Genomic DNA, 16,946 nt, shown 5'->3' with positions numbered 1-16,946 from the left:
GAACTTTCTATTCAAAAGAAATTATTATATATGAAATTACTTAAAGTAATAGTGATTGCTATTCATAACATTATAAAGCATATAGTGAACAATTTGAAAATCCCCTCAAAAAAAGAAAAAATGCCAGCACAACCATTAACAAAGTGTTTCGAATCTAATCTGAATATTATGAATGACTTTACTTCGCCTAAAGCATTTACAATTAATGGAGGAGCAAACTTCTGGGACTCGAAAGAAATTCAGATTTTAAAAGAAGAAAGTCGATTAAAAATTAGTGTGAAGTTTATGGATTCTGATAAGCAGTATCATAACGAAGTGTCAGATAGAAAAATTGAAGCTTACGAATTAAGTGATAAAGGTCACAGATATTATGTTCCCAAAAAAGCAACTCACATGAGAAGTTTTAATCCAACGAATAATGAGTGGGACGAAGAATTTAATTTTACATTTTTAGGAGAAATAGATCAAATAGGATCTGTAAAAGATTTAAAGGAATTTGACGGAAAATTTCACAGACTTTTAATTCCTTTTATTAGTCGTGATATGATACTGAAAGATTTTCAAAGTTGGCATTTTACTTCTGATTTAGAATCCGTTAATAGAACATTAATAAAAATTAAATTTGATGAATTAGAATTTCATTTATTTAATTTCTCAATTGGTAAGCAACAATATTGGGGTGTTGATTCACTTCAAACTTTAGATTTTGAAAAATTTAAATCTATTGCATATTCAGCGTTAAATGCATACGGTTTCATAAAGGGAAATTTATATTTAAGGGAAGTATTTTACTTTGCATCGGATGATAAAACACTAAATACTGCATTCTTTCATTATTCTCTAATACGAGATAATATCGAAACTCATTACAGAATTTTCACAACCAATCCATATTCAGTATATAATTCGTACCATCATGACAAAGGAGAAAAACTAGACACCAATGTAGTAGATAAATGGAATAGTAAATTATTAAATTTTTCTGAAGAAAATTTTTCAAAACTAGTTGAGTATTTCTATAAGCATGAAACATTTTCAAGATCTGCTTTAATAATTTTAGAAGCAAATAATCAACCTTTAGAACTAAAAGCCGCATCCTATTGTGTTGCTTACGAAGGTATCTGTCATACTATAAAAAAGCTTGTTGATATAAATGCTCCTAGTTCAATAGATAAGATTGTGTGGGAACAAAATATTAAGCCCGAATTTGAAAAACTTTTAATTTCCCTAAAAGGAAATGGATTATTAAACAATGACCAAGATAGAATACTTTCTAGTAAAGTTAATAACTTAAACCAACCTACTAATAGAGATTCATTAACAGCCCCTTTTTTGAAACTTGGATATAATTTAAATCAACAGGAAATTAAATGTATTGATAATCGAAATAAATTTTTACATGGCAGTCTTCCTGTAAAATCAAATGATGAAGATGAAAATTTCAAAGAATTATATTTTAACTCTGTTACAATACACAAATTGATTTATATTTTAATCCTCAAATTAATTGGCTTTGAAGGCTATATAATCAATTATCCTAAACTTCATGAACAGACAACTGGAGAATCATTAAGTGAAGAGTTATTTATTAAAATCTAATAAAATTATCTCATTCACCTACACAAAAATTGCTTCTAGTCCAAGTATTCCTAGCATCAATTCTTTGTTTGCTTCATTTTGCTAATTTCATTTCTAAATAATGAGAACATACTTTTTCGTTTAGTTGTAAATTGACGTTTTAGGTTTTCAGTTGCCACTTCTTCCCAACGCTCCAAAAGTTTTTGTATGCCATAAATTTATCCCTCCGATAGATAAATGGTGCAAGGCAACAAAAACTTTCCCCAAAGCTTAGTTACATAATGTGGCATTATAGTGCATAATCAAAATCCCCTTCCAAAAGAAGTTAACGGATGCACTATAATAACATTATGTAAAAAAGCCGCTCACCCAACGCGCTTGCCAGTGACTCCAGGACAACTTTTTTCTATGCTTCCTCGCACCAGCCTGCATAGAAAAAAACCGTCCTTCGCCACTGTCTTTAACAACGTTCACCATTTCAGCGGAAACTTCTCGTAATTACCTTCTTTCAAGAACGTTCACGGTCACTGTTTTTAGCAACTTGATTTTTAAAGCGGTAAGTGTTTGCATTGCTTTTGTGCGTGTTGTAAATTGCTTATCAACTTCATTTCTGAAATTCACGATATAGGAATAAGCAATTTACAACACCCACAAAATCAAGAGAAGCCAGCAAGAGTGTGTTTTTTTATTTGCCACAAACTATCGAAGTAATTGTTTTCACGACGGCCAGATGCCAAAGCAATTTCATAGAACATTCTTTGATAATTGAAAATTTAATAATTCCAAGAACGTTTATGGCATCAAGCCATCATAAAAACAATCAGAAGCACCCCAGTAAGCAAATAAAAAACCACACACTTGCCTGCGCTGCTGCCCCATCGCACTCGGAATTATTTTTTCATTGTTTTTGTAAGTATTGAAAATCACTTGAAACTTTTGCATTACAATTGAAAATATTCGTAAAATAATTTTCAATACCCACAAAATCAAGTCCAAGAAAGAGTATGAATTTTCAAAACAGAAAAATAATTGGAATGGAATTTTATATCTCTTTTTTCTGTTTTAAAAATCCATACCCTTTCTGAAGAACTTCATCTATCTCATCAACTTTTTTAAATCCCATTTCATAACAACACCTCGGTGGAAAGGAAAATAAAAAAATAAATAAAAAGAAAGTAAAGGTAAGCTCCAGTTTCAAGAAAAGAAAGTTCAAGCCTTCGGTTTTCAATAAAATCTCCACCCTACGTTTTCGGTTCGCTACAACATTTAACTGAAATAACAACCCCACTTCCGAACAACTTCATCTTAAAAACCCGGGTAGTATTTTTTTGAAAAAACTTGCTTTTCTTGAAACCTCCACTTGATAGACGACTTTCTTTTTTTTCCTTTTTTCTTTTTAAAAATTTTATGTGTGCGGAGCGTAGCGAGGCATACCTGCATTTCAGAAGAAACAACGCAAAAAATTGAAAATTAATCTAATTTTTAAAAGCCGATGCTATGCTGAAATTTATCATTAAAACCCACAGAAAAGGAACGATTTACAAAAAACCACACATCTACATTTTAAACAAAGGATTGAACAGTGGAAAGCCTTCAAATGAGCCATTCACCAATAGTTTCGTGGTCATTTTTCAAAACGAAAAAGATTGTGAGAGCATTTACTTTGTCGCATATAGCCTCTGGAAAACCAAGTTTTGGCATCCATTTCTAGTGGGTTCAGTAATTCCATTTTTACGTCTTCCTGACTTTAAAAAGGAATTCAATTCAAAAACTGATTTGATGATTACAGAACATGAAGAACATCTTAAAAATATTGCTGCTCTTAAACTTTTAGAGCAAAAAGAGAAGCAGTTTAATGAAAACATAAATCTTATAAACGACTTACGTAGAGTGATTTTATATAGGTATTGCAGAAAATAATTATTAACTTAAATGTGAACAAAAATGAAACTATTTATTTTGTACCAAACCGACAATTGGAAGTCCAAAGCATCAAGAGTATGTTTTGGAGTTTTTGAAACCTGGGTGAAAGCCATTGATTGCGCAAAATGGCAGGAACTATAAAGCTATAATTCCGAAGTGGTAGTTTTAGAGGTAACGCTTAACCTATTTAAAGAAGTTTAATTTTAGAACGAAAAAAAGCCCAATCCTTGAGGTTTGTACTTCAATAGAGTCTAATCCAAAGGTCACCGCAACAAGAATTAGAATATTTTTTATGATTCTTAATGAAAATTTTGAGCATTAAAGATAAAAAAAAACTGATATATGCTTTTTCCATGAACTAATTTTGAAGCAAAGCCCATTTGAGTTTTTCAATCTGTAGCAATGTTTATGCAAAGTGATTTTGAAACGCATAGCCTGATAAAACCTATACTTTTATTTACAAATATATGATTATTAGTGATTTAAAATTAATACTTTAGCTTAACTATTAGATATTAGATCAAGTCAATCACTTAAGGTGGCTTTCTCTAATTTTCACACATACATAAAAACAAATGGTATATCACCCAAAAGAGGATTTCACAAAAATAGCTTTGCAAAAAAAAAAATCAACAAAAAAAATCATACACAATGAAGAACTTTATGTATGCTTCAAAAAACGAAGCAAAAATTTATGACAACGTTATTGATAACAAGGGAAAAGAAATTATTAATAGAATCCTTATGGGTACCTATGTAAAAATTGCTGACGAACAAGGAGACTGGTACAAAGTAGTTACAGCTGGGCCAGATGGTTGGATGCACAAAGACGATTTAAGCGACAATATGGGTTTAAAGGTTTTCTTTTTGGACGTAGGTCAGGGCGATGGAATGCTAGTAGAAATAGGAAAGTACAAAATATTAATTGATGCCGGTCCAAATGATAGCATGTATAGTTATTTAACCAAATGGCAATACAAGTACCAACTTGATACAGATAAAAAAGTACATATAGATTTTCTAATCATAAGCCATTTTGATATTGACCATTATAAAGGAGCCATAGAAATTATTAACGATACCAGATTTACATTCGGCACTATAGTACACGCAGGCATTTTAAAATTTTCAACTAAAAAAGGCGAAAACTCATATTCTACAGGTCTAGGTGAAACAATAAAAGTTGGAAATAAAAAATACCTTACCACTATATTTAATGACCTTTTAACCATTAATGAATCAATACCTTTTAACAGAGATGTATCAGCATTCATGCAGGCAATAGCAACTGCTACTGAACAAAATAGGATCACTAGTGCTAAAAGAGTTAAAGCAGGTGATAATATTATAACTGAAAGCATAGAAGCACAGGAATTTAGAATTGATGTATTGGCACCGTTTACAGAAAATATTGATGACAAACAATGTTTTGTTTATTGGAAAGATGATGGTCAAACAATAAACGGGCACAGTTTAGTTTTAAAACTTACGTATGGCTCAAGGTCACTTTTACTAGGTGGTGATTTGAATACTTTTTCTGAAAATTATTTAATGGATAAATATAAAAATCAAAATCCTTTCGAAGTAGATGTTGCAAAATCTTGCCATCATGGTTCTAATGATTTTACAGAAAAATTTATGGCTCTAGTTAATCCCTTTGCGACAGTAATTTCATCGGGGGATAATGAAAAGCATTCACATCCGAGACCCGATGCAATTGGGTGTGCAGGAAAGTACTCAAAAAGTATACGGCCTTTAGTATACTCTACAGAACTAGCTCGTTCTACCGATCTTAAAAATCAGGAGATTCTATACGGAATGATAAATTTGAGATGCAATGGAAAAGATATTTATATGGCTCAAATGAATGAGGTAAAAACAAATAGTGATATATGGGTTTCTTACATTGTTAAATAATTTTCAAACTATAATAAATTGAAACTCTGTCCTCAAAAAACTAACAGAATACAATTAACAAACCATTAGTACAAAAAAAGCCTGATCTCACGACCAGGCTTTCAAATTGTTTAACCCAAAGGTCACCACAACAAGGGCTAAACTTATTTTTTGTGCTTCTTTTGTAGGCTTTTAAGTAGCATCGAAATAGTAAAACTAACAATTGCTCCAACAGATGCTAAAATAATAGTTTTTGCAATATCCTCAGAATTTATATTCGGTACTATACTCAAAAATGTGCCTCCAGCAGTACCCATTAAAGTATGGTTATTCGCTGTCATTACTTGTAGTCAACTGACTAACCGTGGTTAAAACACCACCAGCTACGGCAACATATCCTCCAATAGTAGTCACTATTGCAGGCAATGCAACTGGTGCTGCTAAAATAGTCCCACCAACAGCAGCCAAAGCCAATCCAATAGTTCGAAGCACTTTAAAAAACTTTGGTGTAGGAGCTACAGCTCTATTTATAATTTTTTTCATAATTTAAAATTAAGATTGTACAATCAATTCAACTCTTTCTTTATTTTCCAAAGCTTTATAAACAATGTCTTTCAACTTATTAAAAGCGATTCGAGACATCAAGCCAAGTCCTGGACCAGAAAGCTTTGTTACAGGAGCAATACAGCCTTGCAATTCCTTTTGGGCATTATTCGCAGGATGAAAAAGAATAAACTTTCTATTCGGTACATCCACCAATTCCAAATGCCATTTGTACTTTGCACTGTATCTTTTTCTAATAAAATATTTCCCTTCAGGAACGCAGGAAACCTTCGTTTCGTTCATCTTCCAGGGCAATTCAATCGTGTTACAGATCAATTTGCCCTCGCATTCGAGTTTACCGTTTGTCCCATCAGGGAAATAAGTTCTAATTAATAATAGTTTCATAAGCTTTAAGACTTTCGACTTTTAACCTTCGACTAATTATTAGAGACCGCTATCCACTTTTACAATCGATAATGGATTGTAAGCCCCATTTTTCAAGGCATACATTTGACCATTTATCTGTTGGTAAAATTCCACTCCCAAAGCTAAAAATAATGGTTTGGTACTAGCAGGAGTTACAGAATTGGAATGATTAATTATCACAGATGCATTGATATCCCAAGGCAAAATAGCCGTTTCTGAATTGGAAGACACAAAATTTTCAGCTTCAAAATCAATTTCAGCTCCACCAGAAATGATTTTGTAGTGAGTAGTTCCACTTGGAGCAGCAATCATGTTTGCTGGAATAAATGATGCTAAATCCACAGTAATTTTACCAGCTACACGGTCAATAGTTGCCACAAAAGGAGCAAACAAAGTAGTACCGAGTTTTCCTCCAATGTTGAATTCAAAACCTGCTAAAAGTTCGGCTTCGCCATCAATTACATTTCGCAATCCTCTAACACTAGTAGTGTCAGCTTGGATAACTTTAACCATTTGTTGAGTCAATCGACTAACCATTCTACTGTCCGCAGAGTTCAAAAGCAAGGCTCTAAATGCTGTTCTCAAAATCTTTCCAGCTTTTCCCGCTCGACCAAATTCAGAACCATTTTCACGCGTTCTTTGAAACGCAGGATCGCTTGCAATTCTGCTCGCATCAATGCCACCTTTTTCACGCGCCAAATGCCCATCTTTAGTTTTGTAAAAAGTAATATCCCCGATAGTACCTTTCAATTTAATTATGCCTTTCTGTCTTGCCATAACTTCAAAAATTTAATTCAACAATCATTTACATCTCTTTCATTCTATCAATCAGTTGCAACTATAATTTGAATGATTTATACAAAGTTTACAAAGCATTTACCAGAATTAAAAAGCAAGTCTGTACCAAATGTCCAAAAATGACATAAGTGTCTTAAATAAACATAAAAACGCAATAAATACGTTTAATAAAAAAGGATTAAATTGCAGTAGAATTTCTGTAAGTCAGAAGTAAGTCAGAAGTAAGTCAAAGCCTAATCAAAGGTATAGATAAAGTATGAAATTGAATAATCAGAGGGTATGCATTTATCCCAAGGACATACAACGAATAACAGGCAAAAGTTATCGTCAAAGTACTAGATTGATGCAAAAGATAAAAAAAGACCTCAACAAGCTCGAAAATGAGTTTCTAACGATTGAAGAGTTCTGTACATATGCTGGCATAAAATATGAACAAGTAACTCACTTGATTTTTGGTTAAAATTGGAAAATACCTCAGACAAATTTTAATCAAGAAGAGCATCATTAAATACTTTAACAACTAGTTCAATATTTAGTCTTGACACTTTAATATTCAAATAATTATGGTTATATTTGAGTACTTTGAATTTGGAATAATTGTACCCTTATAAAGGAGGTGTCAGTCGAGGAGTCACTTAAATAATTATGCTTTGTAAAGTATTGATTTTATTGGTGGCTTTTGTAGTAGACAAATCCCTCTTTCTCCGCCAGCTGGAAAGCAAATTGAATCAAAACCCTTAAAATCGTATGATTTTAAGGGTTTTTTCTTTTTATCACATATCAAATTATTCATTCATTCGTGAACCTAAAGGGATAAAATCGGTTACCCTAAACAATCCAAATTTTGGGTAACCGATTTTTATTTAAGACTAGTATTCACAAGACTTTACAGCCAGTTCAACAACTAGTTTAAAAACTGTACATCTTGTGGATTAGTCATATTGAAGTTAAATTTAATAACAACTAAAAAGGTCACCACAATGAAAACAAAAGTTTCAATTCTGTTTTATGCAAAGAAAGCGAAAGCAGCTGCAAATGGTTTTGGATGTGCTAACTTAGCGTGGAGTTCTAGTTAAGGACAAAATCTTAACTTTAGACCATGAAAGAAAATCGTAAAAATTACGACCGCATTTTCAAAGAGAAAGCAGTCCAATTAAGTTATGAAAGAGATAATATCTCTCTACTTGCCAAGGAACTTGGTATTACAGCTGCTTTGCTTTATAAATGGCGCCAAGATTATCAAGAATTTGGAACGGGAAGTTTTCCTGGAAAAGGCAATTTAAAACTAAGTCCCGAACAAGAAAAAATTCATGAACTTGAAAAAAAATTAAAAGAAGCAGAATTAGAACGTGATATCTTAAAAAAGGCAATAAGCATCTTTTCCAAGGGAGGTCGATGATTTATCTTTTCATAAAAGACCATGAAAAAATATATTCGATTGAAAAGATGTGCAAAGTTTTAGCAGTAAGCAACAGCAGTTACTATAAATGGAAAAAACAGATTGTTTCAGAAAGGCAAAAACGAGTGATTTTAATAAAAGAAGCAATAACTTCAATATATTTTAATACCAAACAGCGATATGGAAGTCCAAGAATTACTTTAGAACTTCAAAATATAGGATATCAAATATCTAGAATAACAGTCGCTAAATACATGAAGCAATTAGGTTTGTACAGTAAATTGAGTAAAAAATTTAAAGTAACAACCAATTCAAAACATAATCATTTTGTTGTTCCAAATATCTTAAAAAGAGAATTTACGGTGAAGGAACCATCTAAAGCTTGGGTTTCAGATATAACATATATTCAAACAAAGGACGGATTTTTGTATCTCACAATTATTTTGGATTTGTTCGACAGAAAAATAATTGGCTGGAGTCTAAGCAATGGTTTGAGTACTAAACAAACTACATTAACAGCTTGGAAAATGGCACTTAAAAATCGAAAAATTACAAATGAATTAATATTCCACTCCGACAGAGGAATTCAATATGCTAATAAAAGCTTTACTAATATGCTTGACTCTTTTAAAACTGTCACTAGAAGTATGAGCCGTAAAGGAGATTGCTGGGATAATGCTGTTGCAGAAAGTTTTTTCAAATCACTAAAAACAGAATTAATTTATGGGAATAAACTAATTACTAAAGAACAAATGGAACTTGAAATTTTTGAATACATCAAAATTTGGTACAATAAAAAAAGAAGGCACTCTGCTTTGAACTATAAAACTATTGAAGAATTTAATAAATTAACTAATTACAAAAATGTAGCTTAACTTTTTCTCTACTTTTTGTTTGCATATCCACTTAAGTTTACCACTATATTCTTGTGCACTCATAACGGTAGTGAATAATATAAAAATGTATATAATTTTTTTCATAATAGTGAGTTCAACTAATTAGTCTAGTTTTTTAGTAGCCATAAATTAACGTCAGCAAGCATTTGACTATTTATAGTATGAACTTCATCGTAAGTATAGAAATCGGGTTGTAGTTCTAAACTTTTTAAGTAAGTAATAGCTTCCTCAGCAAAACCATAGTGCAACACAGGATCTTGTTTTCCGTGTGAAATAAATATTTTAAGCTTTTTCAGACGATCTTTTGAAGCTACCAATGGCTTTACTTCGGGTAATAATCTTCCACTCATTACTGCAATTCCTTTAATTTTTTCGGGTTGAGTAAGTGCCGTACTATAACTCATAATTCCTCCTTGACTAAATCCCAATAAGAAAACATTTTTCTCATCAAATTGTTCTTTTCCTTTTAAATCTTCTAAAAATTGAAGTATAGAAACTCTAGCTTCTTCAGCTTGTTCTTTATTAATAATTGGTCCGTTTGAACCAAATTGTACCTGAAACCAAGCAAAACTATTTGTTCCAAGTGTTAAAGGTCCTCTTACTGAAACAACAAGAAATTTATCGGGTAATGAATTGGCAAAAGCAAACATATTCTGTTCATTACTTCCAACTCCATGTAATAGTAAAAGTAGTGGTGGATTTTCAGTTTTTATTTTAGGTTGCCTAACTAAATAATGCAATGATGGCGCTGTATTTTGATTTGTTATCATAAAACTTGTTATTAAAATTGTGAATGGTAGTAAAAGAACTAAAAACCAGTATTTTTTATTTCTCATCTCTTATCTATTTTTACAGATAGCATATTTAATGAACCTGCCACTATGGAATCATTGTAAAAAACAGGTTGCTCATCTTTCTCTTGCAAGGCTAATGCATATATCATTGGTAAATAATGCTCTGGACTTGGAATTCCTAAAAGCATTTCTTTACCTTGTTTATCAAAATTAATCAATGAGTTATGGTCTCCTTTAAGTATAAAATCTTTAATTTTTTCATTTGCAATGGTTGCCCATTCATAAGCATAACCTGGTGTTGACATTTTGTCCCATGCAGCTGTTCCTAAATTGTGCACAGAATTGCCACTTCCAATTATCAAAACTCCTTTTCTTCGCAACGAGGCAAGTTGTTTGGCCAAAGCATAATGATAAGATGCTGGTTGCGTATAATCAATACTCATTTGTATAACTGGTACATCAGCATTTGGGTACAAAAACTTAACTACTGACCATGTTCCATGATCAAGTCCCCAATCAGTATCTAATCCTACATCAATAGATTTTATGGTGCTTTTAATTTCATTCGCAATTATCGAACTTCCTGGTGCGGGATATTGAACATCAAATAACGCTTGAGGAAATCCACCAAAATCATGAATTGTTTTAGGTTTTTCCATTGCAGTAACATAAGTGCCTTTTGTTTCCCAATGAGCAGAAATACAGAGAATTGCATTAGGTTTTGGCAATGTTTTGGCAATAGATTGAAAACCTCTTGTAAATATATTATCAGCAATTGCATTCATAGGCGTGCCATGTCCCAAAAACAAAACAGGCATTCTTTCTGTTGGTTCAAATCTTTGTGAAATAGAGTATAATGAATTTAATTTCATTGCTGCTGCACTTAAAGGCAATAATGCCAATGTTTGTAAAAATCTCTTTCTTTCCATTATAAAAAAATATTCTGTTTTAACAGTTTAATTTTATCTTTTAGTACTGAATTATGATACTTTAATCTGAATGAAAACAATGTAATACCTGACAAAAGATTTTCTGTCAGGTATTTTAAATTATTTATTCATGATTTGATCCATGTAGGTTTTATTATCCCAAAAAAGATATTCCTCACTCATAGTACCATCTTTCCAAAGACCAATAGTTGCCATTGGAATTCTGAATTTTTTCCCAGTAGGTTGAATGAATTTACCATCTCCAAGAGGCATTGGTTTAGTAAATGTTCCTTCCATCCATCCCATTACAGCAGTAAAATCGCCACTTCCAAATTTAATGGGATGTTCTTTAATACGAGTATCAGGTGCGTAAACAAACATAGCTTGCAATGTTTTAATATGTTGTTCCAAACCAGTTTCAATATGTCCGTCAGGAAAATGAACCTTGATGTCTTTGGCGTGACTTTCATGTAATCTGCTCCATTCTCTATTGCTAAAAACTGTATAATCTAACGTATCAAATGTTTGTAAATGTTTTGCAATTAACTCATTTGCAGCTACAAGTTCTTTAACCTGATTTACTACTTCATCACTAGCTTCACTTTTTTTATTTTGATTACAAGATGTCAATACAATTGCAATCAGTACTGATAAACTTATTTTTTTTAATAAATTTTTCATAATTATTTATTTTTAAATTAATTTTTATATTCTCCGATTAATAAAACGGATTTAATTGTTTTTCCTTTTTCAGAATCTTCTACTGCTTGGTTGATATCTTCAAAAGCATAGGTCTTAATTAGTTTATCAAACGGAAACTGTCCGTTTTGATACATCTTGATAAGTTTTGGAATGAATTCCTCAGAAACGCTATCGCCTTGATTTACAAACTTAATTTTGAAGCCTTTGGTAAGAAAAATATTGGTTGCTAGTTCTAACGGTTTGGTAGCTACACCAATGATGGCAAGTTCTCCAACTGGCGCCATGCTATCAAGTGTGTTGTTAATTACTTCGTTTCGTCCTGTTGTGTCAACACCATACTGAACGCCATTTGGCAAAATTTCTCTTATGCGTTGTGGTACATTTTCTTTAAGAGAATTGATGGTATGTGTTGCACCTAATTCTTTTGCAAAAGCAAGGCGTTCTTCATTAATATCAACTGCAATAATTGTTGTTGCTGAAGATGCTTTTGCAGCCATAACAGCTGATAATCCAACAGCTCCTGTTCCACTTATTACAACAGAACTTCCTACTTTAATTCGTAAAGTATTAATAATAGCTCCGGCACCAGTTTGAATTCCACATCCTAATGGTCCTAAAATCTCTAAAGGCACATTTTTTGGAACAGAAATCACATTGTTCTTATGAGCAATGGCATAAGTTGCAAAAGAAGATTGAGAAAAGAAATTATCATTTACAGCTGTACCTTCATGATCGTGATGATGATGATGACCATCAATAGTTCCTCCTGAAAAATTGCGTTGAAAAAACTCATAACAATATGCTGGATTTCCAGTTCTGCAAATTTCACATTCACCACAGAAACCATAAGTAAGTACAACATGATCACCTATTTTTAAATGATGTACGTCAGCTCCCACTTTTTCTATAACTCCAGAACCTTCGTGTCCTAAAATTACAGGGAAATTTGGCGACCCCATAACAAAATCTCGTGCTACCATATCGGTATGACAAATTCCTGTAGCTACAATTTTTATCAAAACCTCTTCTGCACCAGGTGCTTCAAGTAATACTTTTTGTAATTCAAAATTGCTGCCTTTTTCTTTAACGATAGCTGCTGTTATTTCCATAATAGTATTTTTTAGTTGATTATTATTTTTTAAAATCTGAAATCTGCTACAGTGTGATATTGGATTTTATCTCCATCAAAAACAAACGTATCAGTCCCCATTGGAATATCTGCTATATTTGATTTACTTGCCCATGCTATGTAAGCGACTTTTCCTTCAATTGATTTTTGCTTCATTTCAAAATGTGAACCACTTGGAATTGCTTCAAAAAAATCTTTGAAAAATTTGCGAATTTCTGTCAATCCTTTTATAGTTCTATTTGGTGTCATAATAATAGATTGTTCTGTATAATCTTTTAAAATTTCATCTAAGTTATTATCTCCAAATGCGATAAGGTGGTGCATTAATATTTGTTCTACTTTAGTGTTCATGATATTTGTTTTTTTATTGATTTGTAATTCGTTAATTTCTGATATTTTAAGGAATGAACTGGTTAAAGACCATACTGCTGAAAAGTTCTCAAGAAATGAAGCATGAGTTGTATTTGGAATTATAGCAAGTTCGGCATTGGGTATCATTTTTGATGCATTAACCACTCTTTGTGTAGTCAAAAATTGGTCGTGATTTCCTGCCATAACTAAAACTGGACATTTAATAGTTGCAAAAAAATCATCACTAATCAGCATTTCAGATGTAGCATTGCTAACTTTATCAAACATTTCTTGTAATCGGTTAGGTTCAGGCATTAACTTTAATTGTTGTTCCCAATATACCTTATCCAATTTCATCATATCACTTACCTTCAAATTGATTTTATAATCGCCAGGATGTGTTTCGGCAGCTCCAATAATAATCATTTTTTCGACTTTTTCAGGAAATAGACTTGCTAAATAATAACCTGTGTAACCACCATCGCTGAAACCAAATATGACTGCTTTTTCTTTAGTGACTTTATTTAAAACCGCAACCACATCTTTAGCTTTTTGTTCGTAAGTATGTGGCTTGGAACCCAACTCCGATTTACCATGCCCTCTTGTAGAAACTGCAATTACTTGATAATTTTTAGAAAAGTTTTCAATAAGTTGTGCCATTTCATAAGTAGAACCTGCAATACCACCGTGTAATACTACCAATGGTTTTCCTTTTCCATATACTTCGTAGTATATTTTTGCATCATCAGAAGTAGCATAATGTCCTACTGACGGATTATTTCCATAAGGTATAGAGGGCTTTAAAGTACTATTCATAAACGATTTCATAGTTTCAGAGCCGTTTTGCTGACTGTAACTTGACTGAAGGAATAGTAATACAAATATGTAGAGTATATTTTTCATACGTTTTATCTTTAATAAATTATTGTTTGAATATTGAAATAGCCTATTCATGAAGCCATTTCTTAAAAAGTTTATGTATGAAAGGCATCACTAAAAAAATCATAAATCCTGAAATCATAAGCGCACTGATAATTCCAGCAAAAAAATAAAGCGGAACTACTTTTGTAATTGCCTTTACCGTTATTGGTATTATTAGTGTTAATGGATAAACAGCAATAAAAGTAACTGTCCATTGTTTCCATTTCTTTGTTCCTTCAAATATGCTGAACCAGAAAATATTCCAATTGTGAATAACTTCTTTTCGGTCTGTAAGCCAAGAAATCGCTGAATCATTGAAAATTCTTTTTCTTTCATCAGAATGAAGCCAGGTAATTACATTTTCTTCAGTTTCAAAACGAATAAAAACATGATAATAATCTTCGTTCTTTAGTTGTTTCATAGTTGTAATATCAATAAACCCTTTGAAATTACTAATAAGTTCAACTGCTTCTGATTTCCATTTTTCAAAATCATTACTATGGTCCGGTTTTAACTTAAATCGAACCAATAGTAAGCCATCATTTTCATTTTGATGTATGTTCATTATAAATAGAAGTGATTTTATTACTCTTTAATATTTTCTGATATTAGACCATCAATACTAGCTTTTCCACCTCCAGAAATTAATGCTATTAAGGTCAATCCAAACAGAAGTACAAAATATTCCAATCCTTCTCCTTTGTTAGGTTCCGAATACCAATTCATAAAAAAACCACTATGCAAATGTGTCGTAATAACTACTCCTATAAAATTTACTAATATTCCAAAAGCTGCTACTCTGGTTGCAAAACCAAAAATTAGGAATAAAGCACCAAAAAATTCAATTAGAATAACTAGTAATGCAATTAAGTATGGCAAACCAGCTTGTTCAGTTAAAAAGCCCATTGTTCCTTCAAAACCATAACCACCATACCAGCCCAATAATTTTTGAGCACCATGAGGAAATACTACTATTCCCAAAGTAAGTCTAGCTAATAAAGCTGATATATTATTTGTGTTTGTAGATAAGATTTTTTTCACTTGTTTTTAGATTAGTTTGTTGAAAAATGTTTTTTTAATCTCTGTTTGAAAATACTATTTAGTTTCAAACAGAGATTTGTTTCTGTATATGCTTATGCAAGTTCTTTTACTTCAGCAAGAGTAACAGTTTTACCTAAGGCTCCAAATTCATGTAAGTCACCAAACACTTCAATTCTAATCGATTTATCTAAACTTCCTACTTTAAAAGGTTCAAAACCGTTATCGCGAATTAAATCTTCAACTTCAGTATCAATACTATTATCATCAGTAGCATAAAATTCAACAGCTTTTTCTGGAGCTTGAAAAGAAGCACTTGCCAATGAAGCAGCGCCTAATGTACCTAATGCTTTAGCTAATCTAGCTCCAGACGGCAACAACGTTGAAAGAATTTGCCCAGCAGATTCGTTTTCACCAATAATTTTTTTGAAACCACCATTTTCATCTAAACCTATTGGATTAGAAGGATCAACAATAATTTTACCTTGTAATTCAGTCGAATACGTTTTGAAAAAATCTTTAATAGGGTCGAAATAAATTGCTAAAACAACAATATCTGCTTCTTTAACTGCATCAGTAATAGTTGCAGGTTGAACAAGACTTCCTAAATTTTGAGCAAGATTTGTTGCTTTTTCAAATGTTTTATCAGCAATAATAACTGAACGATTTCCTTTTACAAGATTTGTAACTAAAGCAGTACCGATATTTCCTAAACCGATTACTGCAACTTTTGATTTTTGTGCCATAACTATTTCTATTTTTTGTTAACTATAATTTGTGAGTACAAATCTCCGACATTGGACAAAGGTTTTCCAATGACATAGTTTAAGAAATAGTCTTGATGTAGATTAAGTTTTTTGAGAAACTTTAGTTCGTTGATTTCTTAACCTACTTAAAAATTCTGGAGTAACTCCAAGATAAGCGGCTATTTGAACTTGAGAAATACGATTAATTAAATGTGGAAAACGACTTAAAAAAGATTCATAGCGTTCTTCAGCTGTTGAACTTATATTTTGCAGTAATCGTTCTTGTAAATGGATATAACCATTTTCAATCAATACTCTAAAAATACGATCAAAAATAGGAGACTGTTTATATAAAGAGATTAAATCTTCATAATTAATTTGCAAAACAACTGTATCTTCTATGGCATCAATATTCATTTTAGAGGGTTTCATCCCGTGGAAACTACCAAGATCATTAATCCAATTGTTTTCAACAGCAAATTGTAAAATATGAATACTTCCTTTTTTATCAACATTATAGGTTCTCAGGCAGCCTCTAACAACAAAATTAAATTTTGTACAAACATCACCTTCTTGAAGAACGTATTGTTTTTTTCTATAAAGTCGTGAATGAAACTTCTCTTGTACTAATGCATTCTCTAAAGCATTAAGAATATAACCTCTTTTTTTAAAGTAATCAAGTAAAGGTTCTACAGCTGATATAGTTAACTTTTTCTCCATAGATTATGTTAAATTTTTTCAAAACAAAATTTTTAAATTATTTTATAAATACAAAATTAGTAGTTTAAAATGTTTTTTTAGTTTTTCATCATACTTTTCTAATGATTTTGTATTAATTGTATATTAAAGGATGGATGTGCTAACTTAGCGTGGAGTT

17 protein-coding genes are annotated in these 16,946 nt (G+C 31.6%); 4 read left to right on the top strand and 13 right to left on the bottom strand.

Going from position 1 to position 16,946, the window contains the following annotated elements; translation table 11 throughout:
• The first annotated feature begins 30 nt into the window (after window positions 1-30).
• Complete coding sequence (locus tag BXU10_RS13235) at window positions 31-1,599, top strand: hypothetical protein (protein WP_078227711.1); 1,569 nt, start codon at window positions 31-33, stop codon at window positions 1,597-1,599.
• A 771-nt stretch (window positions 1,600-2,370) separates the two neighbouring features.
• On the opposite strand, the gene BXU10_RS25015 is transcribed toward BXU10_RS13235, so the two are convergent.
• On the bottom strand, window positions 2,371-2,553 hold the full coding sequence (locus BXU10_RS25015) for a hypothetical protein (RefSeq protein WP_123921995.1): 183 nt from the start codon (window positions 2,551-2,553) through the stop codon (window positions 2,371-2,373).
• Between the two features lie 522 nt (window positions 2,554-3,075).
• Between BXU10_RS25015 and BXU10_RS13225 the strand changes: the two genes are divergently transcribed.
• Window positions 3,076-3,498: a hypothetical protein gene (locus tag BXU10_RS13225; protein WP_078227709.1), complete on the top strand. Its 423-nt coding sequence runs from the start codon at window positions 3,076-3,078 to the stop codon at window positions 3,496-3,498.
• Between the two features lie 654 nt (window positions 3,499-4,152).
• A complete protein-coding gene (locus tag BXU10_RS13220) occupies window positions 4,153-5,418 on the top strand; it encodes an MBL fold metallo-hydrolase (protein ID WP_078227708.1) in 1,266 nt (421 codons plus the stop codon).
• Window positions 5,419-5,724: 306 nt separating this feature from the next.
• Here BXU10_RS13220 and BXU10_RS13215 read toward each other — a convergent pair whose 3' ends face one another.
• The 3 genes from BXU10_RS13215 to BXU10_RS13205 are packed head-to-tail and all read right to left on the bottom strand — an operon-like array spanning window position 5,725 to window position 7,143.
• Window positions 5,725-5,940: a hypothetical protein gene (locus BXU10_RS13215; protein WP_078227707.1), complete on the bottom strand. Its 216-nt coding sequence runs from the start codon at window positions 5,938-5,940 to the stop codon at window positions 5,725-5,727.
• Between the two features lie 9 nt (window positions 5,941-5,949).
• Window positions 5,950-6,345 carry a DUF5675 family protein gene (locus tag BXU10_RS13210; protein WP_078227706.1) on the bottom strand — a complete coding sequence of 132 codons (396 nt, stop codon included), beginning with the start codon at window positions 6,343-6,345 and terminating at the stop codon, window positions 5,950-5,952.
• A gap of 39 nt (window positions 6,346-6,384) precedes the next feature.
• Window positions 6,385-7,143: a hypothetical protein gene (locus BXU10_RS13205; protein WP_078227705.1), complete on the bottom strand. Its 759-nt coding sequence runs from the start codon at window positions 7,141-7,143 to the stop codon at window positions 6,385-6,387.
• Window positions 7,144-8,263: 1,120 nt separating this feature from the next.
• Between BXU10_RS13205 and BXU10_RS13190 the strand changes: the two genes are divergently transcribed.
• Window positions 8,264-9,438, top strand: a protein-coding gene (locus BXU10_RS13190) for an IS3 family transposase (RefSeq protein ID WP_223255438.1) whose coding sequence is annotated in 2 segments (ribosomal slippage) — window positions 8,264-8,519 and window positions 8,519-9,438 — 1,176 coding nt in all. Because the reading frame shifts where the segments join, the coding sequence is not laid out codon by codon here.
• Between the two features lie 128 nt (window positions 9,439-9,566).
• Here BXU10_RS13190 and BXU10_RS13185 read toward each other — a convergent pair.
• The 9 genes from BXU10_RS13185 to BXU10_RS13145 all read right to left on the bottom strand — a co-directional run bounded on the left by BXU10_RS13185 (window position 9,567) and on the right by BXU10_RS13145 (window position 16,789).
• On the bottom strand, window positions 9,567-10,295 hold the full coding sequence (locus BXU10_RS13185; protein WP_078227702.1) for an alpha/beta hydrolase: 729 nt from the start codon (window positions 10,293-10,295) through the stop codon (window positions 9,567-9,569).
• The gene (gene ygiD / locus BXU10_RS13180; protein ID WP_078227701.1) at window positions 10,292-11,182 is read right to left on the bottom strand and encodes a 4,5-DOPA dioxygenase extradiol; all 891 of its coding nucleotides are present in this window, start codon (window positions 11,180-11,182) and stop codon (window positions 10,292-10,294) included. The genes BXU10_RS13185 and ygiD overlap by 4 nt, the downstream gene beginning before the upstream one ends.
• Before the next feature lie 120 nt (window positions 11,183-11,302).
• Window positions 11,303-11,863 carry an ester cyclase gene (locus tag BXU10_RS13175; protein WP_078227700.1) on the bottom strand — a complete coding sequence of 187 codons (561 nt, stop codon included), beginning with the start codon at window positions 11,861-11,863 and terminating at the stop codon, window positions 11,303-11,305.
• A gap of 17 nt (window positions 11,864-11,880) precedes the next feature.
• A complete protein-coding gene (locus BXU10_RS13170; protein WP_078227699.1) occupies window positions 11,881-12,993 on the bottom strand; it encodes an NAD(P)-dependent alcohol dehydrogenase in 1,113 nt (370 codons plus the stop codon).
• Between the two features lie 29 nt (window positions 12,994-13,022).
• Window positions 13,023-14,267, bottom strand: a complete 1,245-nt coding sequence (locus tag BXU10_RS13165; protein WP_078227994.1) for an alpha/beta fold hydrolase — start codon at window positions 14,265-14,267, stop codon at window positions 13,023-13,025.
• 43 nt (window positions 14,268-14,310) lie between these two features.
• On the bottom strand, window positions 14,311-14,850 hold the full coding sequence (locus tag BXU10_RS13160) for an antibiotic biosynthesis monooxygenase (RefSeq protein WP_078227698.1): 540 nt from the start codon (window positions 14,848-14,850) through the stop codon (window positions 14,311-14,313).
• A 20-nt stretch (window positions 14,851-14,870) separates the two neighbouring features.
• Window positions 14,871-15,326 carry a DoxX family protein gene (locus BXU10_RS13155; protein ID WP_078227697.1) on the bottom strand — a complete coding sequence of 152 codons (456 nt, stop codon included), beginning with the start codon at window positions 15,324-15,326 and terminating at the stop codon, window positions 14,871-14,873.
• A 92-nt stretch (window positions 15,327-15,418) separates the two neighbouring features.
• Window positions 15,419-16,069, bottom strand: a complete 651-nt coding sequence (locus BXU10_RS13150) for an NADPH-dependent F420 reductase (protein WP_078227696.1) — start codon at window positions 16,067-16,069, stop codon at window positions 15,419-15,421.
• Window positions 16,070-16,171: 102 nt separating this feature from the next.
• Window positions 16,172-16,789: a Crp/Fnr family transcriptional regulator gene (locus BXU10_RS13145; protein WP_078227695.1), complete on the bottom strand. Its 618-nt coding sequence runs from the start codon at window positions 16,787-16,789 to the stop codon at window positions 16,172-16,174.
• Window positions 16,790-16,946: the final 157 nt, after the last annotated feature.

The sequence above is a fragment of the Flavobacterium sp. LM4 genome (assembly GCF_002017935.1).
GTDB classification, from domain to species: Bacteria; Bacteroidota; Bacteroidia; order Flavobacteriales; family Flavobacteriaceae; genus Flavobacterium; species Flavobacterium chungangense.
This window is presented reverse-complemented; position numbering and strand designations above follow the sequence as displayed.